Genomic DNA, 16989 nt, shown 5'->3' on the forward strand with positions numbered 1-16989 from the left:
GCCTCGCGGCGCAAAATTTTTATGGGGGTTCAAGGATGAACAAAAACGATCTGATCAGTGCAGTCGCGGACGCAAGCGGCCTGTCGAAGAGCGATGCAGCTAGCGCGGTTGAGGGTGTTTTCGATTCGATCGTCAAGGCATTGTCGAGCGGCGACGAAGTGCGCATGGTTGGCTTTGGCACTTTCTCGGTTGCGAAGCGTAAAGCATCGACTGGACGGAACCCGCGCACTGGTGAGCCAATGACGATCAAGGCATCGAACCAGCCTAAGTTCAAAGCCGGCAAAGGCCTCAAAGACGCGGTCAACTGATCACTTGCTGATATCGGGTCGGACTGGACCCGAAAGAAAAGGCCCCGTTTGCAGTTGGAGCAAACGGGGCCTTTCTTTTGTCCTGTATGAACCGGCGGTCGTTATTGCGGCAGTTTGATCAGTGCAGTTGGCGGGGCGCTATCGATGCTGTCGCTATCAATCTGCCATTGCAACGTGCGGCCTGCTGCGGTGTCGCGATATCCCTCGTCAGTATTGTTGGCCAGGATTTCGCCATCGGTGGTGATCGTGAAAGTACCCTTGGTGTTCTTAAACAATTCCGACAGGTCCGGGTCGCTCGAGTTGCGGCTACGCTCCATACTTGCAAGCATCAACCAGTTCATCGATCCACCGCTCAGCGCGCCACTGCCGCCGCCCCGCGCAAAGCCGGGGGCTTCGATCCGCACGGTGTCGCCGTCACGGCGGAAAGCATAGAGGAACGGCTGACCAGAGCTCATCCCTTCCATGGTCGGGAAGGTGAAATCATGATCGATCCGGCTGGTGATCGAAAAATCGACTTTGAACAGACCTTCGCCAAGATATTCGACGCTGTTCCAGCCACGCTGACGTTCCAGACGCTCGGAAATTTGTTGCCCAGCGCTCGGATCATTCGGATCGATACCGCCGAATACGGCTTGCATTTGCTTGGCTTCGCGCTCTTGACGTTCGCGTGCGCGCTGCTGACCCTCTTCGAAGGTTTTCTTGCGCTCCACAAGCTCTTCCTCGGTGCATTCACGATCGTCATAAGTGGTTGCATCCTCCGCCGTGGCCACAATAATTGGTGGGGGAGGCCCTTCAGCGGCGCGTTCCGCGGCTGCCTCAGCAGCATCTTCTTCGACGACGGCCTCGACCGCTTCCACCGCCTCTACAGATTCCACAGAAACCTCTCCCCAACAGGTTTGCGAGTCAGGGTCCCACTCTTTGACGCTGTTTCTGTTCCGTGACATCTGCGCCAGCTCAGTCATACCGAGGAAACGGATCTCACCGTTATAGGAATAGGTGAATGTCCCGTCTGATCGAAGATCGAGCTTTGCGTCGAAATTGCCGGGTATCATGAAGCAACCTGCAAGCATCGCTGCGCCAAGGGCTGCGAGCAAGGTGGCCGAGATACGGCGTATAGGTGGGAGTTTCATAGGGGCTCCTTGATCTGTGACTCAATCTGTACGCGTGGCGATAGCATAAAGCGCGATGGCCGTCGCATTGGATACGTTGAGGCTTTCTATACTGCTGCTTATCGGGAGTTTGGCGAGGGCATCGCAGTGGCCGGCAATATTGTGGCGCATTCCGTCCCCTTCTGCGCCCATGACCAGCGCAACAGGCGTTGCGGCAGGGAGAGCTTCGGCCAAGGTTGTCTCAGCTTCGCCTGCCATGCCTATGCGCCAATATCCCGCCTCGGCCATTTGCTCCATCGAGCGTGCGAGATTGACGACGCGCACCCATGGGACAGTTTCTAACGCGCCGGACGCCGATTTTGCGACGACACCGGATTCGGGCGGGGCGTGGCGGTCTTGAGTAACGATTGCTGCTGCACCGAACGCCGCAGCGGACCTCAAGATTGCACCGACATTGTGCGGATCGGTTACCTGATCGAGAACGACCAAAGGCTTGCCGTCAGCAGTGGTTAGAACATCATCAAGATGAATGTCCTCCAGCGGTGCGCATTCGAGCACGAGGCCTTGATGCGGAGTGTCCTTCGATACCAGCCGGCCAAGATCGGCAACCTCGGCATATTCAACCGGGAAGTTGTCCGGCAATTCGCCATCAAGCGAAGCGATGCCTTCGCGCGTCGCCCATAGCTTGTGGTGGCTGCGATCCGGGTTCTGCAAAGCAGCCTCGACCGCGTGTCGGCCCCAGAAGCGCACTTGACCGCTGCTGGCGCGTCCACTTCCGCGTCCGCCTTGCATCCGGCCTGCGCGGCCTCGTAATGCGCGTTTTCCGCCACCTTTGGCCATTGAACTTCCTTAAAAACACCGGGAAAACACCGGGAAAACATTGGGTAAAATCGTTTGATTTTCGCGCCATGCCAGCAGGCCCATTGACAGGCAAGCGCAGCTTCGCCATTGGGGCGCCTCTCGGCAGGTTAGCTCATGTATTTGAGATCACCAGCACGGCGGGATTTCCCGCCAGAGGCAAGCCAGTGGACAGGTGGCCGAGTGGTTAAAGGCAGCAGACTGTAAATCTGCCCGCGCAAGCGTACATAGGTTCGAATCCTATCCTGTCCACCACTTGCCCTCTTCCATAAAATGGCACCTTCTCAGTGGCGCTTGCAGCCCGACAATTGGCCGGTTCTTATCGTTAGATAGTGCCATCTACGCATACGAATGCAAAAACTGATGCATTTTGGCCACTCGGTTGCAAAGTTGCGTGCTGAAACTGCAGCATTGCGTTGTATGTCGTCATGTGGTTGTGCTTTACCTGATAATTACATGAGTTGGGTCCGTTTTGCGGAAATGGCTCTTGAACAAAAAGCGCTCAACATAGGGCGCGTGATAAAAAGGGAAGAGGATGAAAAAAGCTCTACTGAGTTCGACGGCATTTGCGCTCGCTTTCGGCATGGCCGGAACTGCCCACGCGCAGGATGACACCGATGGCGCGGAAGAAGGTGCAGTTGATGAGGATGTGATCCTTGTTACGGCAACCCGCCGCGCAGAAGACGTGCAAGATATTCCGATCGCGGTTACCGCGGTTAGCCCGGTTCAACTTGAACGGCAGGGCGTCGTGAACGTTCAGGAAATTACTCAGGTGTCGCCGAGCTTTTCGACATCGAACGCACAAACATCATCTGGCTCGGTCGTGCTGCGTATTCGCGGTGTTGGTACAACATCGAACAATATCGGCTTCGAAAGCGCAGTTGGTATCTTCGTTGACGGTGCGTATCAGTCGCGTCCCGGCGTAGCTCTGTCGGAATTTGTTGATGTAGAGCGGGTTGAAGTTCTTCGCGGTCCGCAAGGTACTCTGTTTGGCCGCAACACATCGGCTGGTGCTTTGAACATCACCAATGTTCGCCCTGATCTTTCCGAATTCGGCGGGTTCGTAAATGGTACATACGGCAATCGTGATCTGCTGAGCCTGCAAGGCGCGATCAACGTTCCGCTTGTCCAAGACACTTTGGCGCTGCGCGTAACCGGTGCTTATCGTGAGCGTGACGGGTTTGTCACAATCGTCGATGGCGCTGGCAACCGTGTTGGCGAATCGAACGGTTCTGATCAGTATTTGCTTCGTGGCCAGCTTGGCTGGGAAACAGAAGGCGGCATCCGTGGTCGGATCATCGCTGACTATGCTGAGAGCAAAGCACCGTTCGGTGCAGCCATCGAAGTTCTGCAATCGCCGGTTGAAACAGCTGGGCTGTTTGCAGCAGTCGGCTTGGGTGCCACAGGCGGCATGGCTGTCCCCGGGACCACTACCAATCCGTTTGATAACGCTGCAGCCGAAGCATCAATCGACAATCTTACTGCAACTGCCAATTTCGAACCGGTTACGAGTTCGGAACAATGGGGTATCACTGGTGAGATCGAGATCCCGCTCGGTGAGAATGCCGATCTGATTTATATCGGTTCCTACCGCGAGTATGACTCTTTCGAGCGGTACGATTCTGACTTCTCTGGCATTGACGTGTTCAACGTCGACGCTGGTATTGTCGGCATCGAAACAATGACTCATGAGCTTCGCGTGCAAGGCGATGCGATGGACGGCAAACTGAACTGGTTGGTCGGTGCATATTATTCTGAAGAAGACATCGCCCAGCAGGTCGATTTCTCGCTTGGTCAGGATTACGGTGAGCTAATCGGTGCGTTGTTCTTCGCGCCAACAGGCGGCGCCTTTGGCGCCAATCCATTGACTGTTCTATCAGGCGGTGTTGATCCGGCCGGTGTAACCAATACCAACCTATACACGCAGAACAGCAAGAGCTGGTCGGTATTTACGCACAACACGTTCAACATTACCGACTCATTGGCACTGACCATTGGTCTGCGTTATTCGGATGAGAGTAAGGACGGTTCGTTCGCCCAAGGTGCGAATAACAATCCGCTGTGTCCGGCGATCCTCGCGTCGATTGGCGCAGGTAATGTACCGGCGGCTCTCGTGAACAATGTGTTCGGTACAGGTTGTTTCGCCTTCACCGCACCAGCAGATCTTCCGCAAGCAGCAGTATTCCCGCTGCCGCGGACGTTCAACTCTTCATTTGAAGACAATGAACTGATCTACACTGGTAAAGTCAGCTATGCATTTGCCGATCCGGTGAATGTCTATGCGAGCTTTACGCACGGTTACAAATCGGGCGGCTTTAACCTCGATTCAACGGCTGCCGCAGGCGGCGCTGATCCGCGCTTCGCTTCGGAAACTGTCGATGCCTACGAGATTGGTTTGAAGGCACGCTTCCTTGATCGTGCTGTCACTCTGAACATTGCGGCCTTCCGCGAAGAGTTCCAGAACTTCCAAGTTCTCGAATTCACGGGTGCGCAGTTCACTACGTTTAACGTGCCGAAAGCGAACTCGACTGGTGTCGAAATTGAGACGGTTGTCCGTCCTAGCGATAATCTGACGATCAATAGCGGCGTGACTTACACACGTGCTCGTTATCCGCAGGATTGCGCAGGTACGCAGACGTCGCTCAACGTTGTATCGCTATGCGGTAACTCGCTGACCAACGCTCCGGAAATTGTGGCGATCATGGGCGCGACGTATGAGAAGGATCTGGGTAATTACCTTGACTTCTTCCTCTCGGGTCAGATCCGTTTCGAAGATGACCGCCGGACCTCGACACAGGCAATTGACCCAGCAAGTCTGGCCAACCCAGTGCTGGTTCCGTTCGATGTTCAGGACAGCAATACCAAGATCAATCTGCGTGCCGGTATCGGCGCTCAGGATGACATTTGGGCAGTTGAAGTGTTCGCGACGAACCTGACCAACCAAATTACGCGCGGTGTTACTTTTAACACTGTGCTGCGTTCTGGTTCGCGGTCTGCGTTCCCTCAGGAACCACGCAGCTACGGTGTGACGCTGCGTTCGAAGTTCTAAGCTTCGCGCCAACAAAACACAGGAAGGGCCGCTTGCTTCGCGCAGGCGGCCCTTTCTTTTTGCGTGGGTGGGATTGGCGAGAAGTCTTGCCCCGCGCCGTGGCTGGCATTAGCTAGGCCGAATGAAAGCAACGCATAAACCCGTCATTTCCTCCACCGGCCTGTTCACTCCGGCCGAGAGCATTTCCAACGCAGAACTGGTTGAGAGCTTCAATGCTTATGTCGCCAAGTTCAATATCGATAACGCCGATGCAATTGAAGCCGGTGAAGTGGAAGCGCTTGCGCCAAGTTCGGTCGAGTTCATTGAAAAAGCCAGCGGCATCAAGGCGCGGCACGTGATGGCGAAGGAGCCAGTACTCGATATCGATACGATGTCGCCACGTTGGCCAGAACGTAGCAATGATGAGCTGTCGATGATGGCAGAAATCGGCGTGAGGGCCGCCAAGCAAGCGCTTGAGACAGCTGGCCGCGACGTTAAAGATGTTGACGCGGTATTATGTGCGGCGTCGAATATGGAACGCGGCTATCCGGCGATGGCTATCGAAATTCAGCAAGCGCTTGGTATTAATGGTTTTGGCTTTGATATGAATGTTGCGTGTTCATCGGCGACTTTCGGCATACAAACAGCCGCAGACTATATCCGCGCGGGCAATGCGAAATCGGTACTCGTGGTAAGCCCTGAAATTACCAGCGGCCACCTAAACTGGCGGGACCGCGACAGTCACTTTATCTTTGGCGATGTAGCAACCGCCGTATTGGTCGAGGACGCTGCAATTGCTCCGGAAGAGCATTGGGACATTCTCGGCACCAAGCTGAAGACTGTGTTCTCAAACAATATCCGCAACAATTTTGGCTTCCTCAATCGGGCGAGTCCTGAAGGGGAAGGCAAAGCTGACAAATTGTTCGTTCAGGAAGGGCGCAAGGTTTTCAAAGAAGTCGTCCCGATGGTCGCCAGTATGATTGTCGAAGAAGCGGAACGATTGGGTGTCGATCCGGAGTCCATCCGGCGTTTATGGCTACACCAAGCCAATACCGGAATGAATCGGCTTATTGCGCATCGTGTGTTGGGGCATGAGGCGAATGAGGACGAGAGTCCGACAGTGCTCGATACCTATGGCAATACCTCCAGTGCCGGTTCGATCATCGCCTTCCATCTGCACAGTAAAGATTTGAAAGCGAACGATACTGGTCTGATTTGCAGCTTCGGAGCGGGATATTCTGCCGGAACGGTGTTCGTGCGTAAGGTTAATTGACCCCTTGCACGCGGCTTGTTTGGATCGGTGCAACCGCCTAGGTGAACGCCATGGCAGGTGAAATTCTCGACAATCAGGGGCGCGGTGAAGCGAATTGGCAATGGCCGTCGATTCATCCAGAGGGGCGCAAGTTCGGCGTTGCCGCGGCGGGTATCGCGCTCGTCACAATTTTCCTTTTCGATCTGGAATTGATTGGCTGGCCGCTGCTCGCGCTGGCAGGCGGTATTTTCGCATTCTTCCGGGATCCAGAGCGGGTCGTACCGCAAGATGAAAACGCGATTGTCGCGCCTGCTGACGGATTGGTCTCTCAGATTATAACCGTTGAACCGCCGGCTGAACTGGTTGGCGATGACGGAGCGGGGCAGCTGGGACTGCCCGCCGGACCGGTGACGCGCATTTCCATCTTTATGAGTGTATTTGATGTACACATTAACCGTACGCCGATTGGCGGTGTGGTGAAGCGCCTCGTCTATATGCCGGGCAAGTTTATGAGCGCAGATCTCGACAAGGCGAGCGAAGAAAACGAACGGCAGCATATTCTGGTCGAACGGACCGACGGTATGCTGGTTGGATTTACGCAGATTGCCGGATTGGTCGCACGGCGGATTATTCCGTTCGTAAAGCCCGGCGATATCGTTGCAACGGGGCAGCGCGTTGGACTTATCCGCTTTGGCAGCCGCGTAGATGTCTATCTGCCGGCCGGTACTGCATCTAAAGTGCTGCTTGGACAAAAAACCGTTGCGGGTGAGACGGTGCTTGCGGAACTTGGACAGCAGAACCTTATCGAAGGCGTTTCGCAATGAGTGATGATCGCCCGCGCGTTGGACCGAAATCCGCCGAGGATGAACCTGTCGAAGCTGGAAGGTCAAACCGGGGGCTCGCGCTGCGAACAGTGGTCCCGAACGCAATTACTGCAGCGGCACTGTGTTCTGGGCTGACTGGTATCAAATTCGCGATCTCGGGCGACTGGTCGTTGGCGGTGTTTGCGATAATTCTCGCTGGTGTGCTCGATGGAATTGACGGGCGGATTGCGCGTTTGCTCAAAGGGCAGTCGCGTTTCGGTGCGGAGCTAGACAGTTTGGCAGACTCTCTGTCCTTCGGCATGGCACCCGCGATCATATTCTATCTTTGGACGCTGCAGGACCTTCCGCGCCTAGGTTGGTTTGCTTCGCTTGCATTTGCAATTTGCTGCGCTTTGCGCCTCGCACGGTTCAATGCCCAGATCGATACTGACGAGCAGCCACATAAATCGGCTGGCTTTTTGACAGGTATTCCCGCGCCGGTTGGGGCGGGGCTGGCGTTCTTGCCGTTCTACCTATGGATGGCGACAGGTCTGGAAGAGTTCCGTCTGCCTTGGGTCAACGCGATATGGATGGTGGGAATTGCGTTTTTGATGATTTCCAACATTGCGACGCTCAGTTGGACCTCGATCAGGCCGCGCCGTCAGTTCCGTTTGGAAGTGATTGCCTTTGTCGGATTGCTGTTTGCTGCGATGCTGTTGGAGCCGTGGTGGACGATTGCAGCAATCTCGATCGGTTATCTGGCACTCATGCCTTGGGGCCTAATCCGTTACAGCCGGATCAAGCGGCAACGGGCAGCGAACGCGAAACCTTAGTATAATTGCAGCGCGCCACAAGCTGGCGCGTGATCACGGTGCTTGGGCGCAAAGCTGCCGCTTGTACCGACTCAGCATAATCCCGATTCTCCAACTTCGCGGCGCGGCTCAATTGTTTGAATGCGCGCGCGCCGCGAATGAAACTGTCGCTAAGCGATATCACGACGACAGCCGACGTGATGGCAAATAGAGAGATCAAAGCAAAGGCGAGCATTTTTGTATGTCCTAATCTTTTGCACAGGTGCCTGTTGGCATGCTGTGGATAAACTGAGTACGCTCCGACAACGGATTTGGTTTCACAATTGATCCGTTAAACGCACATGTTCACTATATGTTCTCGTCAGTCAAGTGCTATTTCACCTCGGTGAAGGGCGGAATTGTGATTTCTGGGTAGATTTCTACATTTCGCCTCGCTAAAGGGCCGCATCCGCAACGAAGACGGTCGAATCATCGGTCGTTCGGACAGGCGGAAATTCACATGGGAAGCACTCATACCGGTGCCATTGCGGGATCTCCGCTCGGTTCCAGCTTCCCAGAGGAACAACCGGAAGGAATTTACTTATGGCGGCACCTACCGTCTCAATGCAGCAATTGATCGAAGCCGGAGCGCATTTCGGTCACCAGACCCACCGTTGGAACCCGCGCATGAAGCCGTATATTTTCGGCGCGCGTAACGGTGTTCACATTATCGACCTGTCGCAGACTGTGCCTTTGTTCGCACGTGCGCTCGACTTTGTTGAATCGACTGTCCGTTCGGGCGGTAAGGTTCTGTTCGTTGGTACCAAGCGTCAGGCACAAGAGCCTATCGCAGAGGCTGCCAAGGCATCGGGCCAGCACTTCGTCAACCACCGTTGGCTCGGCGGCATGCTGACCAACTGGAAGACCATCAGCCAGTCGATCAAGCGCCTCAAGACTCTTGAAGAGCAGCTTTCGGGCGAGACGTCTGGTCTGACCAAGAAAGAAGTTCTGCAGCTGACACGTGAGCGTGACAAGCTGGAACTCTCGCTTGGCGGTATTCGTGACATGAACGGCATCCCTGATGTCATGTTCGTGATCGACGCCAACAAGGAAGAGCTGGCGATTAAGGAAGCCAACGTTCTGGGTATTCCGGTTGTGGCCGTGCTCGACACTAATGTTGATCCTTCGGGCATCGCATTCCCCGTTCCGGCCAATGACGATGCAAGCCGCGCAGTACGCATGTATTGCGATGCGATTGCCGAAGCAGCTGTATCGGGCAAGGGCGGCAAAGTTGCTGACTCCGGTGTCGATGTTGGCGCAATGGCTGAGCCTCCAGCCGAAGCGTAAGACTTGAAGCCCGGGCACTTGAAGCTCTGGCTTTAATCACGATCTCAGCGTCACATTCCCGTAATGGACGCGAACTAGCGCGCCGGACATTCCGCATCCCGATCTTGGGTGAAACAAGCGGGTCCGGCAGCGCATATTTTTGAAAGGACAAAGCAATGGCTGGAATTTCAGTCGCTGACGTTAAAACACTGCGTGAAAAAACCGGCGCGGGCATGATGGACGCAAAGAAGGCGCTGACCGAAGCTGGTGGCGACATCGAGGCTGCGGTTGACGCTCTGCGCGCCAAAGGCCTCGCGACCGCACAGAAGAAATCGAGCCGTACGGCTGCTGAAGGTCTTGTCGGCGTCGCTGTCGATGGCACCAAAGGCGTATCTGTTGAAGTGAACTCCGAAACGGATTTCGTTGCGAAGAACGAACAATTCCAGGACTTTGTCCGCAGCACGACCACTGCCGCGCTTGGCGTGGATGGTGATGATGTCGAAGCTCTCAAAGCGGCTGCATACCCTTCGGGCGGCACCGTTGGCGACAAGCTGACCGACAACATCGCAACCATTGGTGAGAACCAGCAGGTCCGCCGCATGAAGACCGTTTCGGTCGATAACGGCGTTGTCGTTCCTTACGTCCACAACGCTGCGGCTGACGGCCTCGGTAAGATCGGCGTTCTGGTCGCTCTGGAAAGCGAAGCCGGCGAAGACGTTCTTGCTCCATTGGGCAAGCAACTCGCCATGCACATCGCTGCGGCATTCCCGCAGGCGCTGAACGCAGACGGCCTCGACGCTGACATGCTCGATCGTGAACGTTCGATTGCGGCAGAGAAAGCTGCCGAAAGCGGCAAGCCTGAAAACGTGCAGGAGAAAATGGTTGAAGGCGCGGTGAAGAAATTCGCCAAAGAAAACGCTCTGCTCAGCCAGCTGTTCGTGATGGACAACAAAACCCCGATCGCAGACGTTGTTGCCAAAGCTGGCAAAGACGCCGGTTCGGAAATCGTCCTGAAGGACTATGTCCGCTTCCAACTCGGTGAAGGCATCGAGAAAGAAGAAAGCGATTTCGCGGCAGAGGTTGCGGCTGCTGTCGGCGGGTAAGCCCTTTCGCAAGATCGGCTAACAATTACGGCCGTCGGACCTTCACGGGTTCGGCGGCCGAATTGTATCTGCCGTCCGAGTCGCACGAGTTAGTTGATGAAGTACATCCGGCGTTGAGCTCGTTCCATAGAACAAGCCTCTCATTGGGTTGGATGCGATTTTCAAAGAGCCGGATGCGACGCTAGCGCGGGTTTGCGATGTAGGAAAATGATCGAGGCGTATTGTTTAAAATTCAAGTCTCGGCGAGTGTATCCATCTACTGATGCAAGGAGTGATAGATACGGTCCATGCCGGATGAAAAGGTTACCGAAGCTCGAAGTGAAATTGGCCGTGTTCTATCGGTAGTAATGGCCATCGTCATTGTCGTCACCATCACGGCCGTTATCGCATTCGGGCAGGGCGTGGAACAAGAACGACGCTATAAGTTCACCAGTGCGCCGTCGAACGAGCAGCTTGTAGACGCAAGAGAACGTTGCAAAGCACAGCAGGCTCTAAACTTACCGACTTGCATTGATGAAGCAATTCGAAATAGCCTCGACGATCGGCTGGGCCAAGAAGACTTGAAAGCCCAACAGGGTATGACGTTTTGGGCAGCTATCATGACGTTGGTTGCCGCTTTTACAGCGATAATCACAGCACTTGGTGTCTGGTTCGTAAAACGCACGTTAGATGCGACCTTAAAGGCTGTCGAGGATACAAGCGAGGCGACAGCGGCAATGGTCGAGGCGAACAGGTTGACTGCATCCTCCCAACGCGCGTGGATCGATATTGAGCCAGAGTACAGGATCGAAGGTCGGCCTCAAGATCGAATTTTCATTAGTACAAGCAGTCATTTTAGTAACATTGGCCGATCAATCGCCACCAAGGTCTACCGCATGTCGCGCCTGCGAAGCGGCACTGGGGCGAGTATTACTGAAGACTTTAACGATCTGTTTCGAACCATGATAAAGTCCGGCGGCGGCTTGACGCTAATGCCTGGCCGTCAACTAAGCGGAGGTCAAACCGCAAGCGGACTGTCGTGTAGTTCGTTCAATTGGGACGAGAGTAGTCATACTAACCTCTGCCTCATTTCTATCGTCATCTATGAAATCGAGGGGGACACACGGAAGCACTATTCGCGTGCGATGTGGCACTTTCAACGCTCCGAGGATTTGTACGGGCCAGGCCAACGCGATCTATCTTGGGAAGATATTAGAAATGGCGATATTGAGATAGACTCGAATAGTTATTTGGATTGCACCTAGCGTAGCCTAGGGGTGCAACAGCCCCTTTCCCTTTGCGCCCGTGGGCGCGTGCGTATAAGGACAGCGGCAACCTCACATCATTCGGATTCTTCTGACCTATGTCTGACCAAAAATACAACCGTGTCCTGCTGAAACTTTCGGGCGAGGTGTTGATGGGGGATCAGGATTACGGGATCGATCCGGCCTATGTCGCGCGGCTGGCTGAGGAAGTGAAGGCGGCCAAGAATACGGGTCTTGAAATCTGCCTGGTTATTGGCGGCGGGAATATTTTCCGCGGGGTCGCGGGGGCTGCGCGCGGGCTCGACCGGACTACGGGCGATTACATGGGTATGCTGGCGACGGTGATGAATGCGCTGGCGATGCAGAATGCGTTGGAGCAAGCCGGTGTGCCTACACGTGTACAGTCAGCCATTCCGATGTCTTCGGTGTGCGAGCCCTACATTCGCCGCCGGGCAGAGCGTCACCTTGAAAAGGGACGTATCGTTATTTTTGCAGCGGGCACGGGCAACCCGTTCTTCACGACCGATACCGGCGCGGCGTTGCGCGCGGCTGAGATGAACTGCGATGCTCTGCTCAAAGGAACCAGCGTTGACGGCGTGTATGACAGCGACCCGAAGAAAAACGCCGATGCCAAGCGCTTCGACGAAATTACCTTTAGCCGCGTGCTGAATGACAATTTGAAAGTGATGGATGCGACCGCCGTCGCGCTGTGCCGCGAAAACAGCATTCCCATTGTCGTCTTCTCGATTAGAGAGAAAGGCAACGTAGCAAAAGTGATCGATGGCAACGCCGTCCAGACAGTTGTGAGAGAGGAAGCCTAAGATGGCAAAGTACGACAAAGCCGACATAGAGCGGCGCATGAATGGTGCGGTAGAGTCGCTGAAAAGCGATCTTGGCGGTCTGCGCACTGGCCGGGCAAATACGACATTGCTCGATCCGGTGGTGTGCGAAGTGTATGGCGCGATGATGCCGCTTAATCAGGTCGCAACCGTGTCCGCGCCAGAACCCCGCTTGCTGACGGTGCAAGTGTGGGACAAGTCGAACATGGCAGCGGTTGAGAAGGGCATTGCTCACGCTAATCTGGGCCTGAACCCGATGATCGATGGCCAGACATTGCGCCTGCCGATGCCCGATCTGACCGAGGAACGCCGTAAGGATCTGGCGAAACTCGCGGGCAAATATGCCGAGAACGCGAAGATCGCGATCCGGAATGTCCGCCGTGACGGCATGGAAGCGCTGAAAGAAGACGAGAAGAAGAAGGAAATCTCCGAAGACGAGCGCAAGCGGTCCGAGGATGAGGTCCAGAAGCTGACCGACAAATTCGTCGCCGAATGCGACACCGCGGCTGAAGCCAAAGAAAAAGAAATCATGACCCAGTGATCGGATCGCTCGGGGGATTTTCAAAGTGAGTACGCAGGCCAAACACGTCGCCATTATTATGGATGGCAATGGCCGCTGGGCGAAGCGCAAGATGTTGCCGCGCGCGATGGGCCACCGGCAAGGTGTCGAGGCCGTGCGCAAGCTGGTGCGCAGTGTCGAACCTATGGGGATCGATTGCCTGACGCTCTATGCATTCTCCTCCGAAAACTGGAAACGGCCCGAGGAAGAAGTCGGCGATTTGATGAATTTGCTGCGCAAGTTTGTCAAATCCGATCTGCCCGAATTTATCGCCAATGATGTGCGCCTCAAGATTGTCGGCGACTACAAGGCGCTCGCGCCCGACATCGTTGCGCAGCTTGAGGATGCGCTGGAGAAAACCTCCGGCGGCTCGCGTATTCTGGCGGTCGCACTGAATTACGGTTCGCAGCAGGAAATCGTGCAAGCTGCAGCCAAGGCTGCTGAGCAGGGCCCGGTGACTGAAGAGGGTATCGCCGCAAACCTCTACACCGCTGATCTTCCGCCGCTCGACCTGCTGATCCGCACCAGCGGAGAGGTTCGCCTGTCGAACTTCCTGCTGTGGCAATGCGCCTATTCGGAGATGGCGTTTGTCGATGTTCTGTGGCCTGATTTCACGCCTGACCATCTGCAACAAGCGCTCGACGATTTCGCCGACCGGGAGCGACGCTTTGGCGGACGGTGAGGCGATAGAAAAGAAGGTGTCTGACCTGCCAGTGCGGGTGGCGTCCGCGATTGTGATGGTTGCGATTGCCGGTGCAGCGTTATGGCTTGGTGGCTGGGTCTGGTACGCTTTTGTGGCACTTGTCGCCGGGATATGTTTGTTTGAGCTTATCCGTCTTGTTCGGGGTGCTTTTGGTTCGGGTACGGCGCAAACCATCGGAGTGGTGGGGGGCGCGGCCTATATCGGCTTGGCAGGCTTCTCTTTGGCGAATTTGCCACCTGCAGTGCTGCTGGGCGTTATCGCGGTGGTCATTGCCACCGACGTCGGTGCATATTTTAGCGGACGCGCCATTGGCGGTCCGAAGATTGCGCCGAAGATCAGCCCTTCCAAGACTTGGGCTGGATTGATTGGCGGGATGATTCTGGCTGGAGTCGTTTCAGCCTCGTTCTTCTTATACAATGTCGGTGAAATACGGTTTTCACTCATGGTTGGTGTTGCTGCAGCCATAGGTGCGACCTTGGCTATACTCGCTCAATGTGGTGACTTCTTCGAGAGTTGGCTCAAACGGAAAGCGGGAATGAAAGACAGTTCAAATCTAATTCCTGGCCATGGCGGTGTGTTTGACCGGATCGACGGGATGCTGCCCGTGGCCATTGCCGCTTTGCCACTGTGGGCGATGCATCCATGACCCGAACAATTTCCATCCTCGGTGCAACCGGTTCAGTCGGCGCATCTACGCTTGATCTGATCCGGCGGGAGCGGGATAAGTGGCGGGTTGTGGCGCTTACTGCGAATTGCAGTGCAGCAGAGCTAGCGAAGCTGGCTATCGAGTTTGACGCTGAGATTGCGGTGGTGGGCGACGAAGCCTGCCTTGCCGATCTGCGCGAGGCTCTATCAGGCACTTCCATCGAGGCAGCTGGCGGCGCGCAGACGCTGTGCGATGCGGCTGCACGTTCAGTTGATATGACCGTGGCGGCGATTGTCGGTTGCGCGGGTCTTGCGCCGGTAATGGCGGCGATAGAGCAGGGCGGCACCATCGCGCTCGCCAATAAGGAAGCACTGGTCTCGGCGGGCGATGTGATGACAGCTGCCGTCGCGAAACATGGTGCGACGCTGCTGCCGGTCGATTCCGAGCACAATGCGATTTTCCAATGCCTTCAGGGCAATAACATTGAGGAAGTCCGCTGGATCACGCTTACAGCCAGCGGCGGGCCGTTCCGCGAATGGACACAGGCGCAGCTTGAGGCAGCAACGCCCGAACAGGCTGTCGCGCATCCCAATTGGGATATGGGCGCGAAAATCAGCGTCGATTCGGCGACAATGATGAACAAAGGCCTCGAATTTATCGAGGCGCATCACCTTTTTCCCGTTGGCCTCGATCATTTGCGAATGGTGGTTCACCCGCAAAGCGTGATCCATTCGATGGTTGAGTACCGCGACGGATCGACACTCGCGCAACTTGGCCCGTCGGATATGAAAGTGCCTATTGCATCGTGCCTGGCATGGCCCAAACGTATGAGCACCGGCTGCGAACCGCTTGATTTGCCTGCGATTGGTGAGCTCAGCTTCTTTGCGCCCGACGAAGAACGCTTTCCCGCGACCAAGCTGGCGCGCGAGGCGGTTCATGCGGGTGGAGCAGCCCCGGCCACACTCAATGCCGCGAATGAAGTGGCGGTCGCGGCGTTTCTAGCTGGTCAGATAGGGTTCACGCAGATCGCGGCAATAGTGGCGGAAACCCTCAATAACGATATACAGGCCGCACCAAGCACCTTGGAAGAGGTGCTGACGGTCGATAGCGACGCAAGAACGCGCGCTGCGGAAGTTCTGGAGAGAAGCTGACTTGTTCGAATCTGTACCAATCTGGATGATGATCCTGGGCTTCCTGCTCGTTTTGGGACCACTGGTCACCGTGCATGAGCTGGGTCACTATCTGGTCGGTCGCTGGTTCGGCGTGAAGGCGGACGCTTTTTCTGTTGGTTTCGGCAAAGAGTTGGTCGGCCGGACGGACAAGCACGGCACCCGTTGGAAACTTTCTGCTCTACCGATTGGTGGTTATGTCCAGTTCCGAGGCGACATGAATCCCGCCAGCATTCCCGATGCGGATGCTCTGGAAGGATTGTCTCCCGAAGAACGCGACGGCAGTTTTCACCATGCAGCCTTGTGGAAGCGGGCATTGATTGTGCTGGCCGGTCCGGTGACGAACATTCTTGTGGCACTCGGCATATTTGCTGCATTCTCGATGATCTACGGAAAGGCTCTGCCAGCTGATCCCGCACAGCAAAATATTATCGCGAGTTTCGCCGAGGTCTCTGCTGCTCGCGAAGCTGGTCTCGAGGTTGGCGACAAAATCGTTGCAGTGAATGACGAAACATTGACTGACTTCCGCCACTTGCAGCGCAGCATCGCGCTGTATCCGGGCGAAACAGTCGATATCTCCTATTCGCGCGGCGGCGATGTCACCACGGTTCCCGTCACGATTGGCAGTTTCCAAGAGAAAGACCGTTTCGGCAACGAATCCAAGGTCGGCAGGATTGGCATTGCGCCGGAGCCTTTCGAACGTGTCTTTGAACCGGTCGGTCCAATCGAAGCGACTTCGCTAGCGGTCACGCAAAGCTTGATGATCGCCGATATGATGGTCACGGGTATCAAGCAGATATTGACGGGTGCCAGATCGGTACGCGAACTTGGCGGTCCGATTAAGATTGCCAAATATTCTGGCGAGCAGCTCAGCCTAGGGATGTTCGAGTTCACCTTCTTCGTCGCACTGATCTCGCTTAATTTGGCATTCATCAACTTGCTGCCAATCCCCGCTCTCGACGGAGGGCACTTGGCTTTCTACGCGGCAGAGGCAATCCGGCGCAAACCGGTGGGTCCTGTCGGCACTGAATGGGCCTATCGCACAGGCGTCGCATTGGTATTGATGTTGATGATCTTTGTGACGGCAAACGATGTGGTGTCGCTGTTCATTTAGGACTGAGGCGCAGATCGATGGATGTACGCAGGGGAGTGGGTTCTTACACCGCTTGATTGGGGGCACTGCATCGGGCAAGGGCGGCAACACGCATCTTGGCCGACAGGTCGAGTGATTTGAGAACGAAATTTTTATTG

General features: G+C 55.5%; 16 protein-coding genes and 1 tRNA gene. 15 read left to right on the forward strand and 2 right to left on the reverse strand.

Going from position 1 to position 16989, the window contains the following annotated elements; all coding sequences use genetic code 11:
- Positions 1 to 35 precede the first annotated feature (35 nt).
- The gene (locus J9777_RS03165) at positions 36 to 308 is read left to right on the forward strand and encodes an HU family DNA-binding protein (RefSeq protein WP_209347331.1); all 273 of its coding nucleotides are present in this window, start codon (positions 36 to 38) and stop codon (positions 306 to 308) included.
- 101 nt (positions 309 to 409) lie between these two features.
- On the opposite strand, the gene J9777_RS03170 is transcribed toward J9777_RS03165, so the two are convergent.
- Both J9777_RS03170 and rlmB read right to left on the reverse strand, forming a co-directional pair.
- Complete coding sequence (locus J9777_RS03170) at positions 410 to 1438, reverse strand: hypothetical protein (RefSeq protein WP_209347332.1); 1029 nt, start codon at positions 1436 to 1438, stop codon at positions 410 to 412.
- A 21-nt stretch (positions 1439 to 1459) separates the two neighbouring features.
- Positions 1460 to 2257, reverse strand: a complete 798-nt coding sequence (rlmB, locus tag J9777_RS03175; RefSeq protein ID WP_209347333.1) for a 23S rRNA (guanosine(2251)-2'-O)-methyltransferase RlmB — start codon at positions 2255 to 2257, stop codon at positions 1460 to 1462.
- 187 nt (positions 2258 to 2444) lie between these two features.
- Between rlmB and J9777_RS03180 the strand changes: the two genes are divergently transcribed.
- From J9777_RS03180 to rseP, 14 genes are all read left to right on the forward strand, one after another.
- Positions 2445 to 2530 (forward strand) — tRNA-Tyr (locus J9777_RS03180).
- Between the two features lie 280 nt (positions 2531 to 2810).
- Entirely contained in the window at positions 2811 to 5324 is a 2514-nt protein-coding gene (locus J9777_RS03185; protein ID WP_245228489.1) for a TonB-dependent receptor, read from the forward strand.
- Between the two features lie 121 nt (positions 5325 to 5445).
- A complete protein-coding gene (locus tag J9777_RS03190) occupies positions 5446 to 6576 on the forward strand; it encodes a beta-ketoacyl-ACP synthase III (RefSeq protein ID WP_209347334.1) in 1131 nt (376 codons plus the stop codon).
- 50 nt (positions 6577 to 6626) lie between these two features.
- Positions 6627 to 7379 (forward strand): phosphatidylserine decarboxylase, encoded by a 753-nt coding sequence (locus tag J9777_RS03195; protein WP_209347335.1) that lies wholly within the window; start codon positions 6627 to 6629, stop codon positions 7377 to 7379.
- Positions 7376 to 8191 (forward strand): phosphatidylcholine/phosphatidylserine synthase, encoded by an 816-nt coding sequence (locus J9777_RS03200; protein ID WP_209347336.1) that lies wholly within the window; start codon positions 7376 to 7378, stop codon positions 8189 to 8191. The genes J9777_RS03195 and J9777_RS03200 overlap by 4 nt, the downstream gene beginning before the upstream one ends.
- A gap of 561 nt (positions 8192 to 8752) precedes the next feature.
- Positions 8753 to 9496, forward strand: coding sequence for a 30S ribosomal protein S2 (gene rpsB, locus J9777_RS03205; RefSeq protein WP_209347337.1), 744 nt, complete (start codon positions 8753 to 8755; stop codon positions 9494 to 9496).
- Positions 9497 to 9651: 155 nt separating this feature from the next.
- Positions 9652 to 10578 (forward strand): translation elongation factor Ts, encoded by a 927-nt coding sequence (gene tsf, locus J9777_RS03210; protein ID WP_209347338.1) that lies wholly within the window; start codon positions 9652 to 9654, stop codon positions 10576 to 10578.
- A 287-nt stretch (positions 10579 to 10865) separates the two neighbouring features.
- Positions 10866 to 11822 carry a hypothetical protein gene (locus tag J9777_RS03215; protein WP_209347339.1) on the forward strand — a complete coding sequence of 319 codons (957 nt, stop codon included), beginning with the start codon at positions 10866 to 10868 and terminating at the stop codon, positions 11820 to 11822.
- Positions 11823 to 11920: 98 nt separating this feature from the next.
- On the forward strand, positions 11921 to 12643 hold the full coding sequence (pyrH, locus tag J9777_RS03220; RefSeq protein WP_209347340.1) for a UMP kinase: 723 nt from the start codon (positions 11921 to 11923) through the stop codon (positions 12641 to 12643).
- A 1-nt stretch (position 12644) separates the two neighbouring features.
- Positions 12645 to 13202 carry a ribosome recycling factor gene (gene frr, locus J9777_RS03225; protein WP_209347341.1) on the forward strand — a complete coding sequence of 186 codons (558 nt, stop codon included), beginning with the start codon at positions 12645 to 12647 and terminating at the stop codon, positions 13200 to 13202.
- A 25-nt stretch (positions 13203 to 13227) separates the two neighbouring features.
- Positions 13228 to 13902, forward strand: coding sequence for a polyprenyl diphosphate synthase (gene uppS, locus J9777_RS03230; RefSeq protein ID WP_348631921.1), 675 nt, complete (start codon positions 13228 to 13230; stop codon positions 13900 to 13902).
- Between the two features lie 16 nt (positions 13903 to 13918).
- Positions 13919 to 14569: a phosphatidate cytidylyltransferase gene (locus J9777_RS03235; protein WP_348631922.1), complete on the forward strand. Its 651-nt coding sequence runs from the start codon at positions 13919 to 13921 to the stop codon at positions 14567 to 14569.
- On the forward strand, positions 14566 to 15720 hold the full coding sequence (locus J9777_RS03240) for a 1-deoxy-D-xylulose-5-phosphate reductoisomerase (RefSeq protein WP_209347343.1): 1155 nt from the start codon (positions 14566 to 14568) through the stop codon (positions 15718 to 15720). Before J9777_RS03235 ends, J9777_RS03240 begins: the two co-directional genes overlap by 4 nt.
- A 1-nt stretch (position 15721) precedes the next feature.
- A complete protein-coding gene (rseP, locus tag J9777_RS03245; protein WP_245228490.1) occupies positions 15722 to 16852 on the forward strand; it encodes an RIP metalloprotease RseP in 1131 nt (376 codons plus the stop codon).
- Positions 16853 to 16989 lie beyond the last annotated feature (137 nt).

The sequence above is a fragment of the Pontixanthobacter sp. CEM42 genome (genome assembly GCF_017812015.1).
In the GTDB taxonomy this organism is placed as follows: Bacteria; Pseudomonadota; Alphaproteobacteria; order Sphingomonadales; family Sphingomonadaceae; genus Pontixanthobacter.

Bases quoted from the DNA above. Each gene is read 5' to 3' on its own strand.
- J9777_RS03165 (WP_209347331.1), top strand. From the start codon at position 36: ATGAACAAAAACGATCTGATCAGTGCAGTCGCGGACGCAAGCGGCCTG.
- J9777_RS03170 (WP_209347332.1), bottom strand. From the start codon at position 1,438: ATGAAACTCCCACCTATACGCCGTATCTCGGCCACCTTGCTCGCAGCC.
- rlmB (WP_209347333.1), bottom strand. From the start codon at position 2,257: ATGGCCAAAGGTGGCGGAAAACGCGCATTACGAGGCCGCGCAGGCCGG.
- J9777_RS03185 (WP_245228489.1), top strand. From the start codon at position 2,811: ATGAAAAAAGCTCTACTGAGTTCGACGGCATTTGCGCTCGCTTTCGGC.
- J9777_RS03190 (WP_209347334.1), top strand. From the start codon at position 5,446: ATGAAAGCAACGCATAAACCCGTCATTTCCTCCACCGGCCTGTTCACT.
- J9777_RS03195 (WP_209347335.1), top strand. From the start codon at position 6,627: ATGGCAGGTGAAATTCTCGACAATCAGGGGCGCGGTGAAGCGAATTGG.
- J9777_RS03200 (WP_209347336.1), top strand. From the start codon at position 7,376: ATGAGTGATGATCGCCCGCGCGTTGGACCGAAATCCGCCGAGGATGAA.
- rpsB (WP_209347337.1), top strand. From the start codon at position 8,753: ATGGCGGCACCTACCGTCTCAATGCAGCAATTGATCGAAGCCGGAGCG.
- tsf (WP_209347338.1), top strand. From the start codon at position 9,652: ATGGCTGGAATTTCAGTCGCTGACGTTAAAACACTGCGTGAAAAAACC.
- J9777_RS03215 (WP_209347339.1), top strand. From the start codon at position 10,866: ATGCCGGATGAAAAGGTTACCGAAGCTCGAAGTGAAATTGGCCGTGTT.
- pyrH (WP_209347340.1), top strand. From the start codon at position 11,921: ATGTCTGACCAAAAATACAACCGTGTCCTGCTGAAACTTTCGGGCGAG.
- frr (WP_209347341.1), top strand. From the start codon at position 12,645: ATGGCAAAGTACGACAAAGCCGACATAGAGCGGCGCATGAATGGTGCG.
- J9777_RS03240 (WP_209347343.1), top strand. From the start codon at position 14,566: ATGACCCGAACAATTTCCATCCTCGGTGCAACCGGTTCAGTCGGCGCA.